This is a genomic window from Kocuria sp. TGY1127_2, assembly GCF_013394385.1.
In the GTDB taxonomy this organism is placed as follows: Bacteria; Actinomycetota; Actinomycetes; order Actinomycetales; family Micrococcaceae; genus Rothia.
This window is the reverse complement of sequence record NZ_AP022834.1, coordinates 492831-507685: the sequence shown is the minus strand read 5'-3', so window position 1 is coordinate 507685 and position 14855 is coordinate 492831. Positions and strand designations below refer to the sequence as shown.

The window sequence follows — 14855 nt, the reverse complement described above, 5'->3', positions numbered from 1 at the left end:
TGGAGGATCAATGTCCGAATTGGCATCGCCCGACATCAGAAACATCAACGCCGAACAAGTGTTGGCTCATCTGCCGATGAGAGCCGCGGTGGACGCCCTGAAGCAAGCGCTTCTCCAGGGTTATGATCCGGCACAGGCGCACCCCCGCACTTCGGCGAAGCTACTCCACGGCGAATTCTTGATGATGCCCGGTGAGTTCGGCGACTACGCCGGCATCAAGATCCTGACTGTAGGACCGGAGAACCCCAGTAATGGAATTCCTCTGATTCAGGGCAATTACATGCTCTTCGATTCGGAGTCTCTGACCCCGCTGGCCGTGATCGACGGCGTGGCATTGACCGCAATTCGCACCCCTGCCGTCTCGGCGCTGGGCATCGAAATGTTGGCCGCTCCCGGTGCAAGCCGGCTCGTGGTGTTCGGGACGGGACCTCAGGCCGAATATCACGTTCGGGCGGCCGCGGCGGTTCGGGAAATCTCCAGCGTCAAGGTCGTCGGAAGGAGCGCCAACAAGACGGGGCGCCTCGTGGAAACGCTGATAGCTGAGGGCTTCAATGCCAAGGCGGGCACCGCGGAGGATGTCGCCCAGGCCGACATTATCGCTTGTTGCACGAGCGCCAAAGAACCGCTTTTCGATGGTGAAACCGTGCAGGATGGCGCAGTCGTCGTCGCAATGGGCTCGCACACACCGGATGCGCGAGAGACAGACGATGCTCTGGCCCGACGCGCTGCATTCTACGTCGAGGACGTGGAAACGGCGTTGCGGGAAGCGGGGGACGCCGTCATCGCGATCGAACGGCACCTCATCCGCCGTGGAGATCTGCACGACCTTTCCTCGCTCGTACTCGACGGGAAACGCGATCCGTCTCGACCCGCGTTGTTCAAGACCGTCGGAATGGGATGGCAGGACCTCGTCACCGCGAAGGCCCTGTTCGAGAATCTCCCGGGCTAGGTTCACCGTTTTGTGTCGCGGTATCCGAGAGGCACACTGACTCGGTGAGCATCTTCGACCTCGAAACCATGAGCGCCACCCTGCCTGCCGCGGGGCTCTTGCCCTCGCTGGGCACCTCGAGCAACGCCCGAGGAACAATCCGGGCCGTGGTCGAAGCGCCACCGGGTACGGGCAAGACGACTCTGGTTCCGCCGTACATGGCCAATTGGATCCACGAGCAGGCCGTCCGTGGCGAGGTCCCAGAACGAGTCGTGGTGACCCAGCCGCGGCGCATAGCAGCCCGTTCCGCCGCTCATCGCCTGGCGCAGCTGTCGAAGAGCAGCATCGGCGAACACGTTGGTTACACGGTCCGAGGCGAACGCAAAGTCTCCACCTCAACACGCGTGGAATTCGTGACGACGGGCGTGCTCCTCAGACGACTCATCCACGATCCCGCATTGGCCAATGTCTCCTGTGTGATCCTCGACGAGGTCCACGAGCGTCATCTCGACTCCGATTTGGCCTTCGGCATGCTCAGACAACTGGCTGAGCTCCGTGACGATCTCTCGCTGATCGCGATGTCCGCAACGCTGGACGCCGCACAGTGGGCCAAGCTTTTGGGCGATGACGGCGCCCCCGTTCCGATCGCGTCCGTGGCGAGCACCGCATTCCCGCTCACTGAGTTATGGGCGCCTCCCCCTGCAACGACCTTCGACGCACGCGGCGTGACACCCGATTTTCTGCGACACGTGGCCGCGACGGTCGAACGTCATCGGATCGACGTCAACTGTGACGTTCTGGTTTTCTTGCCGGGTGCCCGAGAGATCGACCGCGTGGCCGGGGACCTCAGGAATCGTTTGGGCCGTGACGCCGAGGTGCTGACGCTCATGGGCAGGACTCTTCCTCGTGAGCAGGACCGCATCTTGAAAGGTTCATTGGGTGGGCCGCAACGCATTGTGCTGTCCACAAATGTCGCCGAATCCGCCGTGACGGTTCCCGGAGTCCGGCTCGTCGTCGACGCCGGGCTGGACCGGCAGCAACGACTCGACGCTATGCGCGGAATGAGCGGCCTGGTGACCGTCGGTGCCTCGAAAGCGGCGATGGCCCAGCGTGCGGGCCGTGCCGCCCGCGAGGGCCCGGGCGTCGTCGTGCGGTGCCTGAGCTCCGCAGATTTCGCGGCACGACCTGCAACGACGCCACCCGAGATTGTCACGAGCGATCTGACCGCCGCGACGCTCGACCTCGCGTGCTGGGGTGCCCCGGGCGGAGCCGGGCTCAGGCTGCCGGATCCGCTTCCGGAACGCGCCCATACGAACGCGCGTGAGGTCCTGCACGCTCTCGGCGCCATCGACGACGGCGAGCGCGCGACCGAACTGGGCCGCAAACTCGCGAGCGTGCCCGCGGACCCACGGTTGGCGCGCGCACTGTTCGACGGTGCGCCGTTGGTCGGTTCGCGCTCCGCCGCAGAAATCGTGGCTGCCCTAGGATCGGATCATCGCGCACCGGGCTCCGACATTTGGCGTCTCATCTGCGCTCTGAGACGTGAAGGGGACGCGACATGGCGGCACGAGGTGCGGCGCCTCGAGAACGAGGTTGCAACCGCACCAGATTCGACTCCAGCGACCGAATCCGACGCCGCTTTGGTCACGGCGCTGGCCTTCCCGGACCGGATCGCTCGCCTGAGAGCGGCGGGAAGCGACGACTATCTCATGGCCTCGGGAACGGGAGCGTCACTTCCTCATGGTTCGTCTCTCAGGGGACAGGAATGGCTCGCGGTCGCGGAGGTCGGACTGGCCAACGGGCACCCGCTCATCAGGGCCGCTTCCGTTCTGGACTTCGACGCTGCCCAGCTGGCGGGCGCTGAGCTCCTCCAAGAGGGTGAAATAGCGGTCTTTGATCCCACCGGGGGCGCTCACAAGGTCACCTCTCGTCGGGTCAAAGCGCTCGGGTCCATCGAGTTGTCCTCGACGTCGTGCAAACCATCACAAGAAGCCGGACGCGCGGCGGTCGCAAACGCATTGGCCAAGCATGGGCTGCGGGAAGTTCTGAAGCCCAAAGATTCCTTCGATTCGCTTCGGGCCCGGATGGGCCTTCTGCATGCAGTCTTCGGTGCGCCGTGGCCGGATGTCAGGCTCGAGATGCTCTCGCACCGGGCCGAAGAGTGGCTGGGAAACCGACTCGACGTCATCGCTTCCGGCGGATCGCCCCACAACATCGATGTGGCTTCTGCCCTGCGGGGTTTGATGCCGTGGCCGGAGGCCGCGCACTTCGACGAGTTGGTCCCGGAACGCATTCTGGTCCCCAGCGGCTCACACGTGCGACTCCAATGGCCCGAGCCGGAGGAGCATGACCGTGGGCAGACCGTCCCGCCCGTCCTTGCCGTGAAATTACAAGAATGTTTTGGATGGGCAACCGGTCCCTCGGTCTGCGACGGCCGCGTACCGGTGACGCTGCATTTGCTCTCCCCCGCACGCCGGCCGCTGGCAGTCACCCAGGATCTCACCAATTTTTGGGAACGAGTATATCCACAAGTCCGGGCGGAGAACCGTGGCAGATACATCAAACACCCGTGGCCGGAGGATCCGTGGAACGCACCGGCCACGGCGAAGACCAAGAACGCCTCGCGGAAAAGATAGTTCCGCGCTCCGGTCGGCTGAATGCGCCTTCTCATGGTGTGTCCTCGCGCTGACCCTCGGATTCGGCTCTCACCCCTGCAATGCGAGGGCAAACGGTAGGACTCCGCTCGCACCCGCGCGGCGAACCTCCCTAGCGGCGATGGTCATAGTCCAGCGGGAATCGATGAGGTCATCGACTAGGAGGACCGGACCATTCAGATCGCGGATCCGATCCGCAAGTTCTGGCCCCACGTGGAACCTGCCCCATATGGCCGCAACGGAGAATGCGCTGTTGCCGCCTCCTTGTCCGGATGATGTGGCGGCATCAGGTGCGAGATCGAGCTCCCCCAGGTACGGAAGCCTGCCGGCCTCAGCCAGGCCACGCGCCAGCGATCCGGTCAGACGGGGTCTGGTGGTCGACGGGATGGAGACGACTCCGGCTGGGCGGACGGACCAGTCCCACTCGGCCAAGACCGCGACGCATGCCTTGCCCAAATCTGCGGGAACCTCGGTGTCGATCGGGGCTCCTCTTTCGTCACGCACAAATACCTCACGCAGGCGGTTGCCCCAACCGAGGTCGGTGAGCCGCGCCAAGGCCCGCCCTCTGTGAAACCGCTCGTCCTCGGGGATTTTGCCTTTGTGATCGATTCCGAGTTTGGGCAACCCGCTGGGCCACTGAGCCCGAGGTTCGACCGGAACGCCCACGCGGATCAGGCCGTGCTTGGCTCGACGGGATGCCTCTTCGTCCACATTCTCGGGGTACCAGGGACTGGCGCAGACATCGCATCGTCCACAAGGGCGTGCGGTCCGGTCGTCAAGCTGATCGGCCAGGAACTGCATGCGGCACATCCGTCCGGCCTCGTAGTCCAGCATGGCGTCTTGTTCCCGGCGCCGAGCCTCGGCAATGCGCTCGTACCGTTCAGCATCGTAGCTCCACGGCCTTCCCGTTGCTGTCCACCCTCCCTGCGTCCGCTCGACGGCGTCCTCTACCGCGAGGACTTTCAGCAAGAGTTCCAACGAGGTCCGCTTGACGTTGACCGCCGATTCCAGGGCCGCGACGGACAGGGCGCCCGAGGATTTTCCCAAGGCATCCAGAATGGCCTCCGCATTCTCCCGCGTGGGCATGGACGCGGTGGCGAAGTACTTCCAGATCTCCGGGTCCTCCCGCCCGGGCAGCAGGAGGACGTCCGCACTGTCCGTCGCGCGACCTGCGCGGCCAACTTGCTGATAATAGGCGACCGGGGATGAAGGCGCACCGAGGTGAACCACGAACCCCAGATCCGGTTTATCAAAGCCCATTCCCAGCGCACTGGTAGCGACGAGGGCCTTGACCTTATTGGCCTTGAGCTCTTCCTCGGCCGCTTCGCGCTCGACCGTATCCGTACGTCCGGTGTAGGCCCTGACGTGGTAACCGGACTCGCTCAGGATCCGGGCGGTGTCTTCTGCTGCGGAAACGGTCAGTGCGTAAACGATTCCGCTGCCGGGCAAATCTTTCAAGTGCTCGATCAGCCAGGCGATACGCGATGCGTTGTCCGGCAGAGTCAGCACGCCCAGACGCAGGCTTTCTCGGGACAGCGGCCCCCTGAGAGTGAAGACGCCATCCGCTGGCTTGGTTGATCCGGCCGGCGACTGCGTGGTCACTGCGTTCTCCCCAGGTCCTAGGGGATGTTCGGTTTCCCGGGACCCGAGAGGCCGTTGGGCGTTGACATCCAACTGCTCCTGTACATCCGTTACCACTCGCTCATTGGCCGTGGCCGTGGTCGCCAAGACCGGCACCGACTGAGGCAAGCCGCCGATCACATCCTTGATTCTCCGGTAATCGGGGCGGAAATCGTGCCCCCAGTCCGAGATGCAATGTGCCTCGTCGATCACCAGAAGGGAGCACGTATTCATCAATGTGGGCATCCACTCGTCACGGAACCGGGGGTTATTCAAACGCTCCGGACTGACCAGCAGGACATCGAGTTCGCCTGCTCGAATATGGTCACGGATCTCGTTCCATTCGGTGGCGTTGGCCGAATTCACTGCGGCCGCCCGCACACCGGCTCGTTCGGCGGCCGAGACTTGGTCTCTCATCAAGGCGAGCAAGGGGGAGATGATGAGCGCCGGGCCCCCGCCGAGTTCCCTCATGAGCAATGACGAGATGAAGTAAACGGCAGATTTGCCCCAGCCGGTGCGCTGAACCACGAGAGCTCGTGCACGATCCTGCACGAGAGCGCGGATGGATTCGAACTGACCTGGGTGGAAATTAGCTTCCTCGTTTCCGGTCAAGGCACGAAGATGCTGCCGAGCGCGATCGTAGAGTTCTGAGGCGGAAGGTGCAACGGTCATGCATCCAGTCTGGCAGGTCCGAGAACCCTCCCGAACGCGCCTGTGGACAAGCCCCCGCCCCAGGAGCTTCACGAACCGGCCCACAGTCGGCACACAGGTTCCCTACAGTAGACTGAAGCCTGCGTTCCCCTCGATTCGATACAAGGTAGCTTCATGTCAGCCATTGCGGACCTCAGCATTCAGATGCCCCAGCACCTCCACGCGCTGAGTGCACTGCCGACCCCGAGTCTCGGTCTTCTGGGGTTCAACCTCGAAGATGTTCTGGCCAATGCGGGCCCCTGGGTTCTGGGACTCGTGAGTCTGATCATCTTCATCGAATCAGGGGTGCTCTTCCCATTCTTGCCGGGCGACTCTCTCCTTTTCACAACCGGCCTTCTTCACGAGCAGCTCGGATTGAATCTCTGGATTCTGTTGGTCTGCGTGAGCATCGCAGCGATCCTGGGCGACCAGGTCGGGTACATGCTCGGCCACTACTTCGGACGCAAGATATTCTCCCAGCACGGGAAAATTCTCAATTACGAGAATCTGGATCGCGCGCACAACTTCTTCAACCGTTACGGCGGCAAAGCCCTGGTCTTGGCGCGATTCGTGCCGATCGTGCGCACCTTCGTTCCTTTGACCGCGGGAATGGCCAAATATCGCTATGCCGACTTCGCCAAGTGGAATATCTCGGGTGCGTTGCTCTGGTGCTTCTTGCTGACTTTCGCGGGAGTCTGGCTGGGAAACGTCACGTGGATCCGCGACAACGTCGACATGATCGTCATCGTCCTGGTTCTCGTTTCCGTCATTCCCATCGCGATCGAGGTCATGCGCGAACGTAAGAAAGCCCAGCGTCGCGAGGCTTCATCGAGCAACGACACCAACGGCAATTCCGAGGCCTAGGCCTCTTCCCGCGCACGGCCTCCGACGTTGAGGACGAGACCCCGGAGCCGATAGCCGGCAATCACAGAGTCCCATTCGACCACCGGCTCCTGCACGATCTCGGGATCGAGGGCCAAGAGCCGGATCAGCAGAGCGTCCGTCTCCCGAATGGCCAAATTCTCACCCGGGCATTTGTGCGAACCGGCTCCGAAACTCATTCCGGCGGCCTTGGCCCCGCCCGTGCCTCGGTCGGGGTCTATCGCGAACGGGCATTCGCCGGCCAGTTCCGGATCGACGTTGACCGCTCGGACGTCGATGTCCACGAGGTCACCGTTCGCAAAACCCTCGGGCGCCTCTTCCTCGGAAACAACCCTGCGGTAGAGATGGCCCACAACAGGTTCGAGACGAATGATCTCTCGCAGCATTCGTTCTCGCTCCGGCCGGTTGGCTGCAACGTAGCGGCCCCGCAGTTCTGGGTCGCGCAGCATATGCCAACAGGCCATCACCATGAACTCGCGGGTCGTGACCATTCCAGCGGTCCCGTAGGTCATGGACTCGACCAGGATGTCGAAGCGGCTGGCTCCGGAGCTCATGAGATGGCCCATCACGTCGGGCTGAGGATTGCGCCGGTGCTGTGAGATAGCCGGCGCAACGTCCCAGATGTACAGGGCGGCGACCGCGCGCAGCCCCCGGACCGCTGCCAGCGCCCAGTCCCGACGACGCCGCCCCAGGTCAGGGAGGGAATAGTCCGCGGGCGGTTGGCGGAAGAACAATTCAAGCCTCCGTGCGAGCCCGCGTGTTGACGAAGCCGTGAGGCCAACGATCTCCGCCGCGACGGCGACCGAGTAATGGAGGCTGACGTCATCAAGGCGGAACGTTCCGCGGCTCACCAACGCGTCAATCGCAGCTGAAGCTTTTGCGTCGATGTCCGCGGTGTAGCGCTTGTCGATCGTCGCGGGGGCGAAGAATCGTGCCAATTCGCGGCGTTGTTGGTCGTGCAGTTCCCCGTCCGAGATGAGGAGCGGACGTCTGCGAAACAGTCGATCCGGAATCCGTTCGGCGGTGAAGCCCGCTTGAAGTGATGCGCGCCCGGCCCGCAGGAATCCACGGGCCGCATCATAGGACCCGACCACCACGCGATATTTCTCGCGCCGTAGCCCATGTACCGGGCACCGCGGCTCGTCTGCAGGCCTGGCCCACCTCTGGTTCTCGTCCGCCCTGGAGGCATCACGTTCCGAAAACGTCATGAAACCCTCGAGGCGCTGTACCTGGTCATGTCGGTGAGGGTCGCGACGAGGGCGCTCGGAGCCCCGGAGGAGGCGATACGTTTCTCCAGAGAACACGCGGCGTCGTGGATCAACTGCTCAACGCGATCACGGGCTCCGGAGGCCAGCAAAGCCTCACGGATCGTCTCCGCGTCCTCGGGACGCAGGTCGGGATTGCCGAAATACGGCTCGGCCGCGCTCCACGCCTCATGTGATCGAGCGAAAGCAACCAGAAGTGTCTGCTTGCCTTCCCTCAGATCCGACATCACGGATTTGCCGGTTCTCGACTCGTTGCCGAAAACACCCAGAAGATCGTCCCGCAACTGATAAATGGACCCCAGGTCCCCGCCGATTCGTGCGAGCGACTCGGTGAGCCGCGGATCAGCCCCGGCGAGAACCGCACCGACCCGAAGGGGCAGTTCGAAGGAATAGACCGCGGTCTTGTCCTTCATCATCCCGAGAATGCTGGAAGTAGACGGCGTTCGAGCCGCCATGGTGAGCCACACGTCAGCGTGTTCTCCCCCGGCACTGCGAAGAATGGCCTCGTCGTACATATCCAAGGTCAACAAGCGCCGCTCTTCGGGCACATCGAGGCGCGAGAGAAGGCCTTGAGCGAGAGACAAAAGGATGTCACCGGCCAGGATCGCGGAGGCCTTGCCCCAGGTTTCCGCTTCCTGAGCGGAGCTTCCCCGTGCGGAGGCGTCAGCGTGGAATCGACCATAGATATTCGGCGCCCCACGTCGGAACAAGTCCCCGTCGATGACGTCGTCGTGCGCAAGAAGCGCGAGATGGAGAAGCTCCGAGGCGCAGGCGGCTTCCACGGCTTCCCCAGTATCCTCTCCGCCCAAGTCGTGGAATGCGCGGAGGAGCAGGAGGGGGCGTACTTTCTTGCCGTTGAGCGCCATGGCTTCCATGCAGTCAAAGAGGTCCTTGAAGGGACCCGTCATCGAGGGCACCTTCCGGGCGGCGGCCGTGAGAACTTCTTTGAGGCGCCGGTCGACGGCCTCGAGGTCCCCGTCGTTCACGGGGATCCCACTTTTTTGCCTTTGGCCTGAGCCGGTGGTCGGTGACGCTGAGTTCATTGTTCTTCCGTGTGGTTCATGGTTCAGGATTATGTCCGGTCCCCGTTGGGGGCACGGATCGTGCGCCGCACGGCTATGCGTCACCTCCCCGAGAGCGTGGCCTGCCTCGGGTCACGAGACGACGTGCTCGTCGGCCGGAATCCAGTAGTTTTCTCAGTGTCCGCGGATAAGCGTGCCGGGAAGCCAACGGCGGGGTCCACAGCTCGTGTCCCTGAACCGCCCAACCTTCCAGGAGGGCATTCGCCGCTTGCCACCCCGTGGTCGCGGCCCGCTCCATTAGAGCGACGGGATATTCGCACCGAATCGTGTCTCCCGCCAGCACGAGGGACGGATGTGGAGTCCGAACTTCTGGGCGGTCCTCCCAGGGCTCGAGGCCGACCAACGGACAGTCGTTCTCGATGAGGAGCACATCGTCCATGATCGAAGCGGTGCGCGTCTCCGGGTAGACCCGTGAGAGCTCGTCCCGGAGCCTGCGCTGAAGAGATGGCTCGTCCACGGGCTCGTCAAGCGCATATGCGTGTAGCTCGACGACGCTGCCACCGTGTTCTTCGGACCAGCGCGCCGCTCCTGTCTCGAAGCGTTCAAGGACGCTCACGTTATCCAGCGGCCCGAACCCGGTCGTTCCGAGGAACGCGGGACGATTCGACCCGACCGGCCGGTCCAGCCATAACCTCCACACGGCAAAGGGCGGCGCCTGTCGAATACCGCGCATCCGATCGAACCATTGAGGGGCATCGATCCCCGTGGTCTCCGTGCCCAAGCGACGCGTCGCGGCAGGGCCTGCCGCGAGCACGACGGCGTCGTAGTCCTCGCTCGTACCGTCGCCCATCAGAGCCCTCGCCCCCTGGGACTTCATGTCCAAGGATTCGACGCTGGTCCCGCGCCATTGAACGCCCAGCCCGGACAAATAATCCCGCAGCGGTGACCAGAGTGCCGTATCGAAATCGTCGGAAGCCGTGTCGAAAAGCAGCCCTTCGGATGATCCCAGGAAATAGGTGTGGAACATGGCCAGCATTTCCCCCGCCGCGAATTCCGTGGGCTTGGCGAAGAAACTGCGCGCAAAGACTTCTAGGGCAAGATGACGGGCTCGCTCAGGAAAGCCCAGGCGGTCCAGGAAATCCTGGGCGCTCTGGCCATCATGTTGACGGTAGGTTTCCGGGAAATCGACGTCCAGAAGTGACAGAGCGGCGTCCAGATCCACCCCGAGCAGATCTCGGGCGCGAAAGCTCGGACTCTGCACCACGAATCCGATGAAACTCCAGGGAGGAGTGCGGGGGATCTTCGCGAAGGAATCGGCCAGTCCGTCCGAGGAACGCAGAGGGTAGTCGGGAACGGCACGCAACGGACTCGGGCTCTTGGACGGTATCCGTTCCAAGAGGGAACGCAAGTTGTAGTACTGCCGGAAGAACGCGTGGAAGCCCCGGCTCATGGTGACCGTGCCCGAGGCCCCCTCGACAGTCCACGACCTCACGCGACCGCCGAGCTGGAGCTGCGGCTCGGCCACAGTGACGTGGATGCCTCTTTCGGCCAAGCCCGTCGCGGCGGACAAGCCGGCTATCCCTCCGCCAATGACCAGGACATGCCGCTCGGCGTCGGGACCCAGGGTTCCGGGGGTCGCCTCAATTCGTTGTGCGTGCTTATCGCGAATGGTGGGGGTCATGTGCCGCTTCCTCTTCTCGTGAGCCTGGGCGTGCTGAGCGAGATGAGCCGCTCCGAGAGGTCCATAGCATCAGGGTCAATGTGATGACGGCGAATCCGAAACCGAAATCCTCGATCGGAATGTCGAACGGCCAGCGAATCCCCAAGAATTCGTCCGGTGCATACCGCACGATCGGATTCGACAGACGGGTCAGGAAACCATCCATCGGGATCTGGAAAGAAACCATCACGATGATCGAGAGCCAGTACTTCACGGTGCGGAAGATGCCCGTTCTGAGCCAAAACAGCTCAAGAGCGACGACGACCAACATCGTCAGAACGGTTCCGATGGTGTATTCAAGCACGGTCGCCGCCACCTTTCCGGCGGGCTATCAGCCGACGGATGAGTTCAAGGACTCTCCCGATCGCTTCAAAGGTGAGAATCGCACAAATGGGAATGGCAACGAAGAAGGCAACTTCCTCAAGCGGCAGGGCACCCAAGAGGTCGATTCCCAATGTCTGCACAGGGTCATAGGTCCAATACCCCCGGGCGACTGCCACGGCGTCCCAGATGGAAAAGATGATGACGACCGGAAGCAACGAGAGGATCAATCGAAGCGGACTTCGGTAGACCTTGAGTCGGAAAACGAATTCCAAGGGAAACGTGAGCGCGAGGCACAGCACCAGGACGACGACGTAAGTCCACTCGGCCATTAGGCGCGTCCGTCAAGTTCTTCGCATGACGACGACGCGACAAGCTCCCCCTCGAACTGGCTGGCGTCAAACATAACAACACCGTACCAAATAGCTCCTAGTCAGAAGCCTGTTTTTCGATCCTTCACGATTTCGGGACGAGAATAGGCGTCGGGAGTCCTCCGCATCGCAACAAACACCAGCGGTGACCTCATTCACTCACCAAGGTATCAGCAGGGAACAATGAGAACGAGTGAAAGGAGGGGTCACACGTCGGATAATGCGGCAAGACGCCACCAAGCGCTGTGCGTTTGCCCCGGCTCGATGACCGTCAGGTCTTGGCCCGAGCGAAAAGCGTCGGCCGGCGCCGTCATAGGCTCGACCGCGACGGCCCGCCGCCCCGGCTCTCCCGTGGCCTGATCGTCGGTGTACACCTGAATCCAGTTGACCTCGGGCCCGCATTCCAGAACGACGCCGCCGCCATTCGGCGACGTGAGTTCGCAGGCCGTCCGTCCATCCTCGTTGCGCCCCAGCCCGCCGAGGGCTACGTCGTAGGAGAAATCGTCCAGGCGCCGACCCGACCGGAAATCGAAGTGGGTGTTGTCCACCGGGTAGGTTCCGAGGGGCAGCAACCTGTCCATATCGGCATCGATATATACCGATGCGGGAACTTTCAGGCTCCAGTCATTCAGTGCACCGGATTTCTGGCCGTCAGAGCCATCGGCGACAAGGTAAGGGTGCCCGGCGACCGCGTACGGGACGGACTGGTCGCCGAGATTGGTCGCAGATACCCGCCATTCGAGTCCATTGGACGTCAAGGAGTAGACCGCCTTGAGCCTCAGTTCGAAGGGATAACCGGGTTGGGGAACCAGATCCAGTCCCAGAATCACCTCCGCCGCGGTATGGGACAGAATCTCCCACCGTTCCCAGAGGACAAGTCCGTGAGCAGCATTATTGCGCTCGGGCTCGGTCAGGGGCAGGTGATGGGACGTGCCAGCGAATTCATAACGTCCATCTTGAATGCGATTGGGCCACGGAGCCAGGATCGCCCCGCTGCACCCCGGACGCAGGCCCTCGGGCGGTGTCGATCTGACCAGGTGTCCCCTCGGACCCCGCAACGAGGCGAGACTCGCCCCGACCACGGCGATCTCCGCCGAGTAGCCCCCGGCGGAGATCGCACAACGCTTTCCTTGCGGTCCGGACACTAGCCCAGCTTCCCTTCGCCTTCCGCCTTTTTGACCTCGACGTATTCGGCGCTGGCCACGATGTCTTCTGCGGGCACCGGCGCGAGCCGGTCCCACAGGAAGAACAGGCCCGAGACCACAAGCATCGAGATACCGGTCCACAGATTGATATGGATACCGCCCGTCTTGGCCGCATCGGCAACCGGATCCGCGATCCCCATGATCGTCACCAGGATGCCGTAGATCAGGAACAAGCCACCGATGATGCGGCGAAGGTCCGTGCGACGGGTTGAGCGGATCAGGTCCTTCTTTTCCGCCTCGCTCAGCTGCACGAGGCCCGGAGTCTCCTCTGAGTTCTCATTCATTTTGATTCTCCTCGTCAGTGCGAATTCTTACAGGAAGGGCAGATAGAGCAGGACGCATAGGACCAAGGCTACGGTGCCCAGCAAGGCAGGCGACCGGTACCACGCAGCATCGCCGGCGACGACATCGGATTTCACGTCAATGGATCCGACACCGTAGACGAGCCCCTTGAGTTCCTCGATGGGCTTGGCTCGGGTGAAGAATGTGACAATCACCGAGACCACAATGACGGCCACGAAAGAGTAGATCGCTCCGTACATGGTTTCCGCCGTCGCCGAGCCGAAGAGCGACTCGTCATTCAGATACGCGATCCAGACGATCGTCGGCGCAACGATTCCCGCAAGGTAGCCCCACAGGCCGGCTGCCGGCGACATCCGCTTCCACAAGAGGCCCAGGATGAAGACCGCGAACAGCGGCGCGTTGAAGAACGAGAACAACGTTTGCATGTACGTCATGATGTTCCCGAACTGAGCGGCAAGGAACGCGGTTCCGATTCCGACGATGACGCCGATGACCGTGACCCAACGTCCGACGGAGAGGTAGTAGTGATCGGGCATCTTCGGCTTGATGTATTCCTGCCAGATGTCATAGGTGAACACGGTATTGAAGCTGGACACGTTGGCCGCCATACCGGCCATGAACGAGGCCATGAGCCCCGTAACGGCCACACCGAGGACGCCGGAGGGCAGGTACATCTGAATCAGCTTGGGGATCGCCTCGTTGTACGTCAGACTTCCGTCAGCGAACTGATTGCCAACCGTTGCCGCGGCGATCAGGCCGGGAACCACCACGATGAACGGGATGAAGAGCTTCGGGAATGCACCGATCAGGGGCGTACGCCGTGCTGCTGACATGTTCTTGGCCGAAAACGCTCGCTGAACCTCGGTGAAGTTGGTGGTCCAGTAACCGAAGCCGAGAACGAAACCGAGCCCGAGGACGATAGCGAGCCAGTTGGCTCCGATGGGATTGGTGACGTCACCGATTCCGGTTCCCTGCCAAGCCGACAAGTGAAGGCGACTCACACCCTCGGTGTTCATGAGAGCTTCTTTCAAACCGGACCAGCCATGCACCCGGTGCAGTCCGACGATGGTCAACGGGACCAAACCCGCGATGATCACGAAGAACTGCATGACCTCGTTGTAGATCGCACCGGACAAGCCGCCGAGGGTGATGTACAGGAGTACGAAACCGGCGGAGATGATGATCGCGACCCACTGGGGCCAGCCCAGCATCGCTTCGATGATGATCGCCATCGCGTAGAGGTTGATTCCGGCGATCAGAACGTTGGATATCGCAAAAGCAATGGAATTGACTACGTGCGCGGGCTTTCCGAAGCGTCGCAGCATGAATTGCGGAACCGACCGGACCTTGGACCCGTAGTAGAACGGCATCATGACCAGGCCGAGGAATACCATGGCCGGCACGGCACCGACGATGTAATAGTGCAACGTCGCCATGCCGATCTCCGCGCCGTTGGCCGCCATGCCCAGAATCTCGGTAGCTCCGAGGTTTGCGGAGACGAAGGCGAGGCCGGTAATCCACGCTGGCATCGATCTTCCCGAAAGGAAGAAGTCCATACTGGTCTTGACCTTGCGCTTAGCCGCGATGCCGATCCCGAGGACCGTCGCGAAGTAGAGGAAAAGCATCAGGTAGTCGACCCATGAGAGGGACAACCGGATGCCGGAACTGGCGTCTGCAAGCATCATCGCTTGCCTCCTGGAGTGCTCGGGAGCGCACAAAAATGTGCGCTGCTGTTCAGAAATGTTGATTTCTGGAGCTTAGCCTACACGCGAGTGTGATGCTGTCAACTATTGACGGAGGGAAACCCCAAGAATCCAACAAAACGACCATGTTCCTTTTTGTTCGTTTTGTGCCATACTGTTGCTGATCCACAG

General features: G+C 62.2%; 12 protein-coding genes. 3 read left to right on the top strand and 9 right to left on the bottom strand.

Annotation, left to right across the window (positions count from 1 at the left end; translation table 11 throughout):
• The first annotated feature begins 10 nt into the window (after nucleotides 1-10).
• Complete coding sequence (locus tag sake_RS02225; protein WP_129358745.1) at nucleotides 11-949, top strand: ornithine cyclodeaminase family protein; 939 nt, start codon at nucleotides 11-13, stop codon at nucleotides 947-949.
• Between the two features lie 44 nt (nucleotides 950-993).
• Nucleotides 994-3564, top strand: a complete 2571-nt coding sequence (hrpB, locus tag sake_RS02220; protein WP_243155724.1) for an ATP-dependent helicase HrpB — start codon at nucleotides 994-996, stop codon at nucleotides 3562-3564.
• Between the two features lie 69 nt (nucleotides 3565-3633).
• Here the strand turns inward: hrpB and sake_RS02215 are convergent, their stop codons facing one another.
• The gene (locus sake_RS02215) at nucleotides 3634-5874 is read right to left on the bottom strand and encodes a RecQ family ATP-dependent DNA helicase (RefSeq protein WP_178945363.1); all 2241 of its coding nucleotides are present in this window, start codon (nucleotides 5872-5874) and stop codon (nucleotides 3634-3636) included.
• A 153-nt stretch (nucleotides 5875-6027) separates the two neighbouring features.
• On the opposite strand from sake_RS02215, the gene sake_RS02210 reads away from it, so the two are divergent.
• Nucleotides 6028-6756, top strand: a complete 729-nt coding sequence (locus tag sake_RS02210; protein WP_238147525.1) for a VTT domain-containing protein — start codon at nucleotides 6028-6030, stop codon at nucleotides 6754-6756.
• On the opposite strand, the gene sake_RS02205 is transcribed toward sake_RS02210, so the two are convergent.
• From sake_RS02205 to sake_RS02170, 8 genes are all read right to left on the bottom strand, one after another.
• Nucleotides 6753-7982 (bottom strand): cytochrome P450, encoded by a 1230-nt coding sequence (locus sake_RS02205; protein WP_129358739.1) that lies wholly within the window; start codon nucleotides 7980-7982, stop codon nucleotides 6753-6755. The genes sake_RS02210 and sake_RS02205 overlap by 4 nt on opposite strands.
• Nucleotides 7979-9025, bottom strand: coding sequence for a polyprenyl synthetase family protein (locus tag sake_RS02200; protein ID WP_165000933.1), 1047 nt, complete (start codon nucleotides 9023-9025; stop codon nucleotides 7979-7981). Before sake_RS02200 ends, sake_RS02205 begins: the two co-directional genes overlap by 4 nt.
• A 130-nt stretch (nucleotides 9026-9155) precedes the next feature.
• The gene (locus tag sake_RS02195; protein WP_178945362.1) at nucleotides 9156-10742 is read right to left on the bottom strand and encodes an FAD-dependent oxidoreductase; all 1587 of its coding nucleotides are present in this window, start codon (nucleotides 10740-10742) and stop codon (nucleotides 9156-9158) included.
• Complete coding sequence (locus sake_RS02190) at nucleotides 10720-11085, bottom strand: lycopene cyclase domain-containing protein (RefSeq protein WP_178945361.1); 366 nt, start codon at nucleotides 11083-11085, stop codon at nucleotides 10720-10722. The genes sake_RS02195 and sake_RS02190 overlap by 23 nt, the downstream gene beginning before the upstream one ends.
• Nucleotides 11078-11434, bottom strand: a complete 357-nt coding sequence (locus sake_RS02185) for a lycopene cyclase domain-containing protein (RefSeq protein WP_129358730.1) — start codon at nucleotides 11432-11434, stop codon at nucleotides 11078-11080. Before sake_RS02185 ends, sake_RS02190 begins: the two co-directional genes overlap by 8 nt.
• Nucleotides 11435-11679: 245 nt before the next feature.
• Nucleotides 11680-12618, bottom strand: coding sequence for an aldose 1-epimerase family protein (locus sake_RS02180; protein ID WP_178945360.1), 939 nt, complete (start codon nucleotides 12616-12618; stop codon nucleotides 11680-11682).
• Nucleotides 12618-12962, bottom strand: a complete 345-nt coding sequence (locus sake_RS02175; RefSeq protein WP_129358726.1) for a hypothetical protein — start codon at nucleotides 12960-12962, stop codon at nucleotides 12618-12620. Before sake_RS02175 ends, sake_RS02180 begins: the two co-directional genes overlap by 1 nt.
• Before the next feature lie 27 nt (nucleotides 12963-12989).
• The gene (locus tag sake_RS02170; RefSeq protein ID WP_129358724.1) at nucleotides 12990-14666 is read right to left on the bottom strand and encodes a sodium:solute symporter family protein; all 1677 of its coding nucleotides are present in this window, start codon (nucleotides 14664-14666) and stop codon (nucleotides 12990-12992) included.
• Nucleotides 14667-14855: the final 189 nt, after the last annotated feature.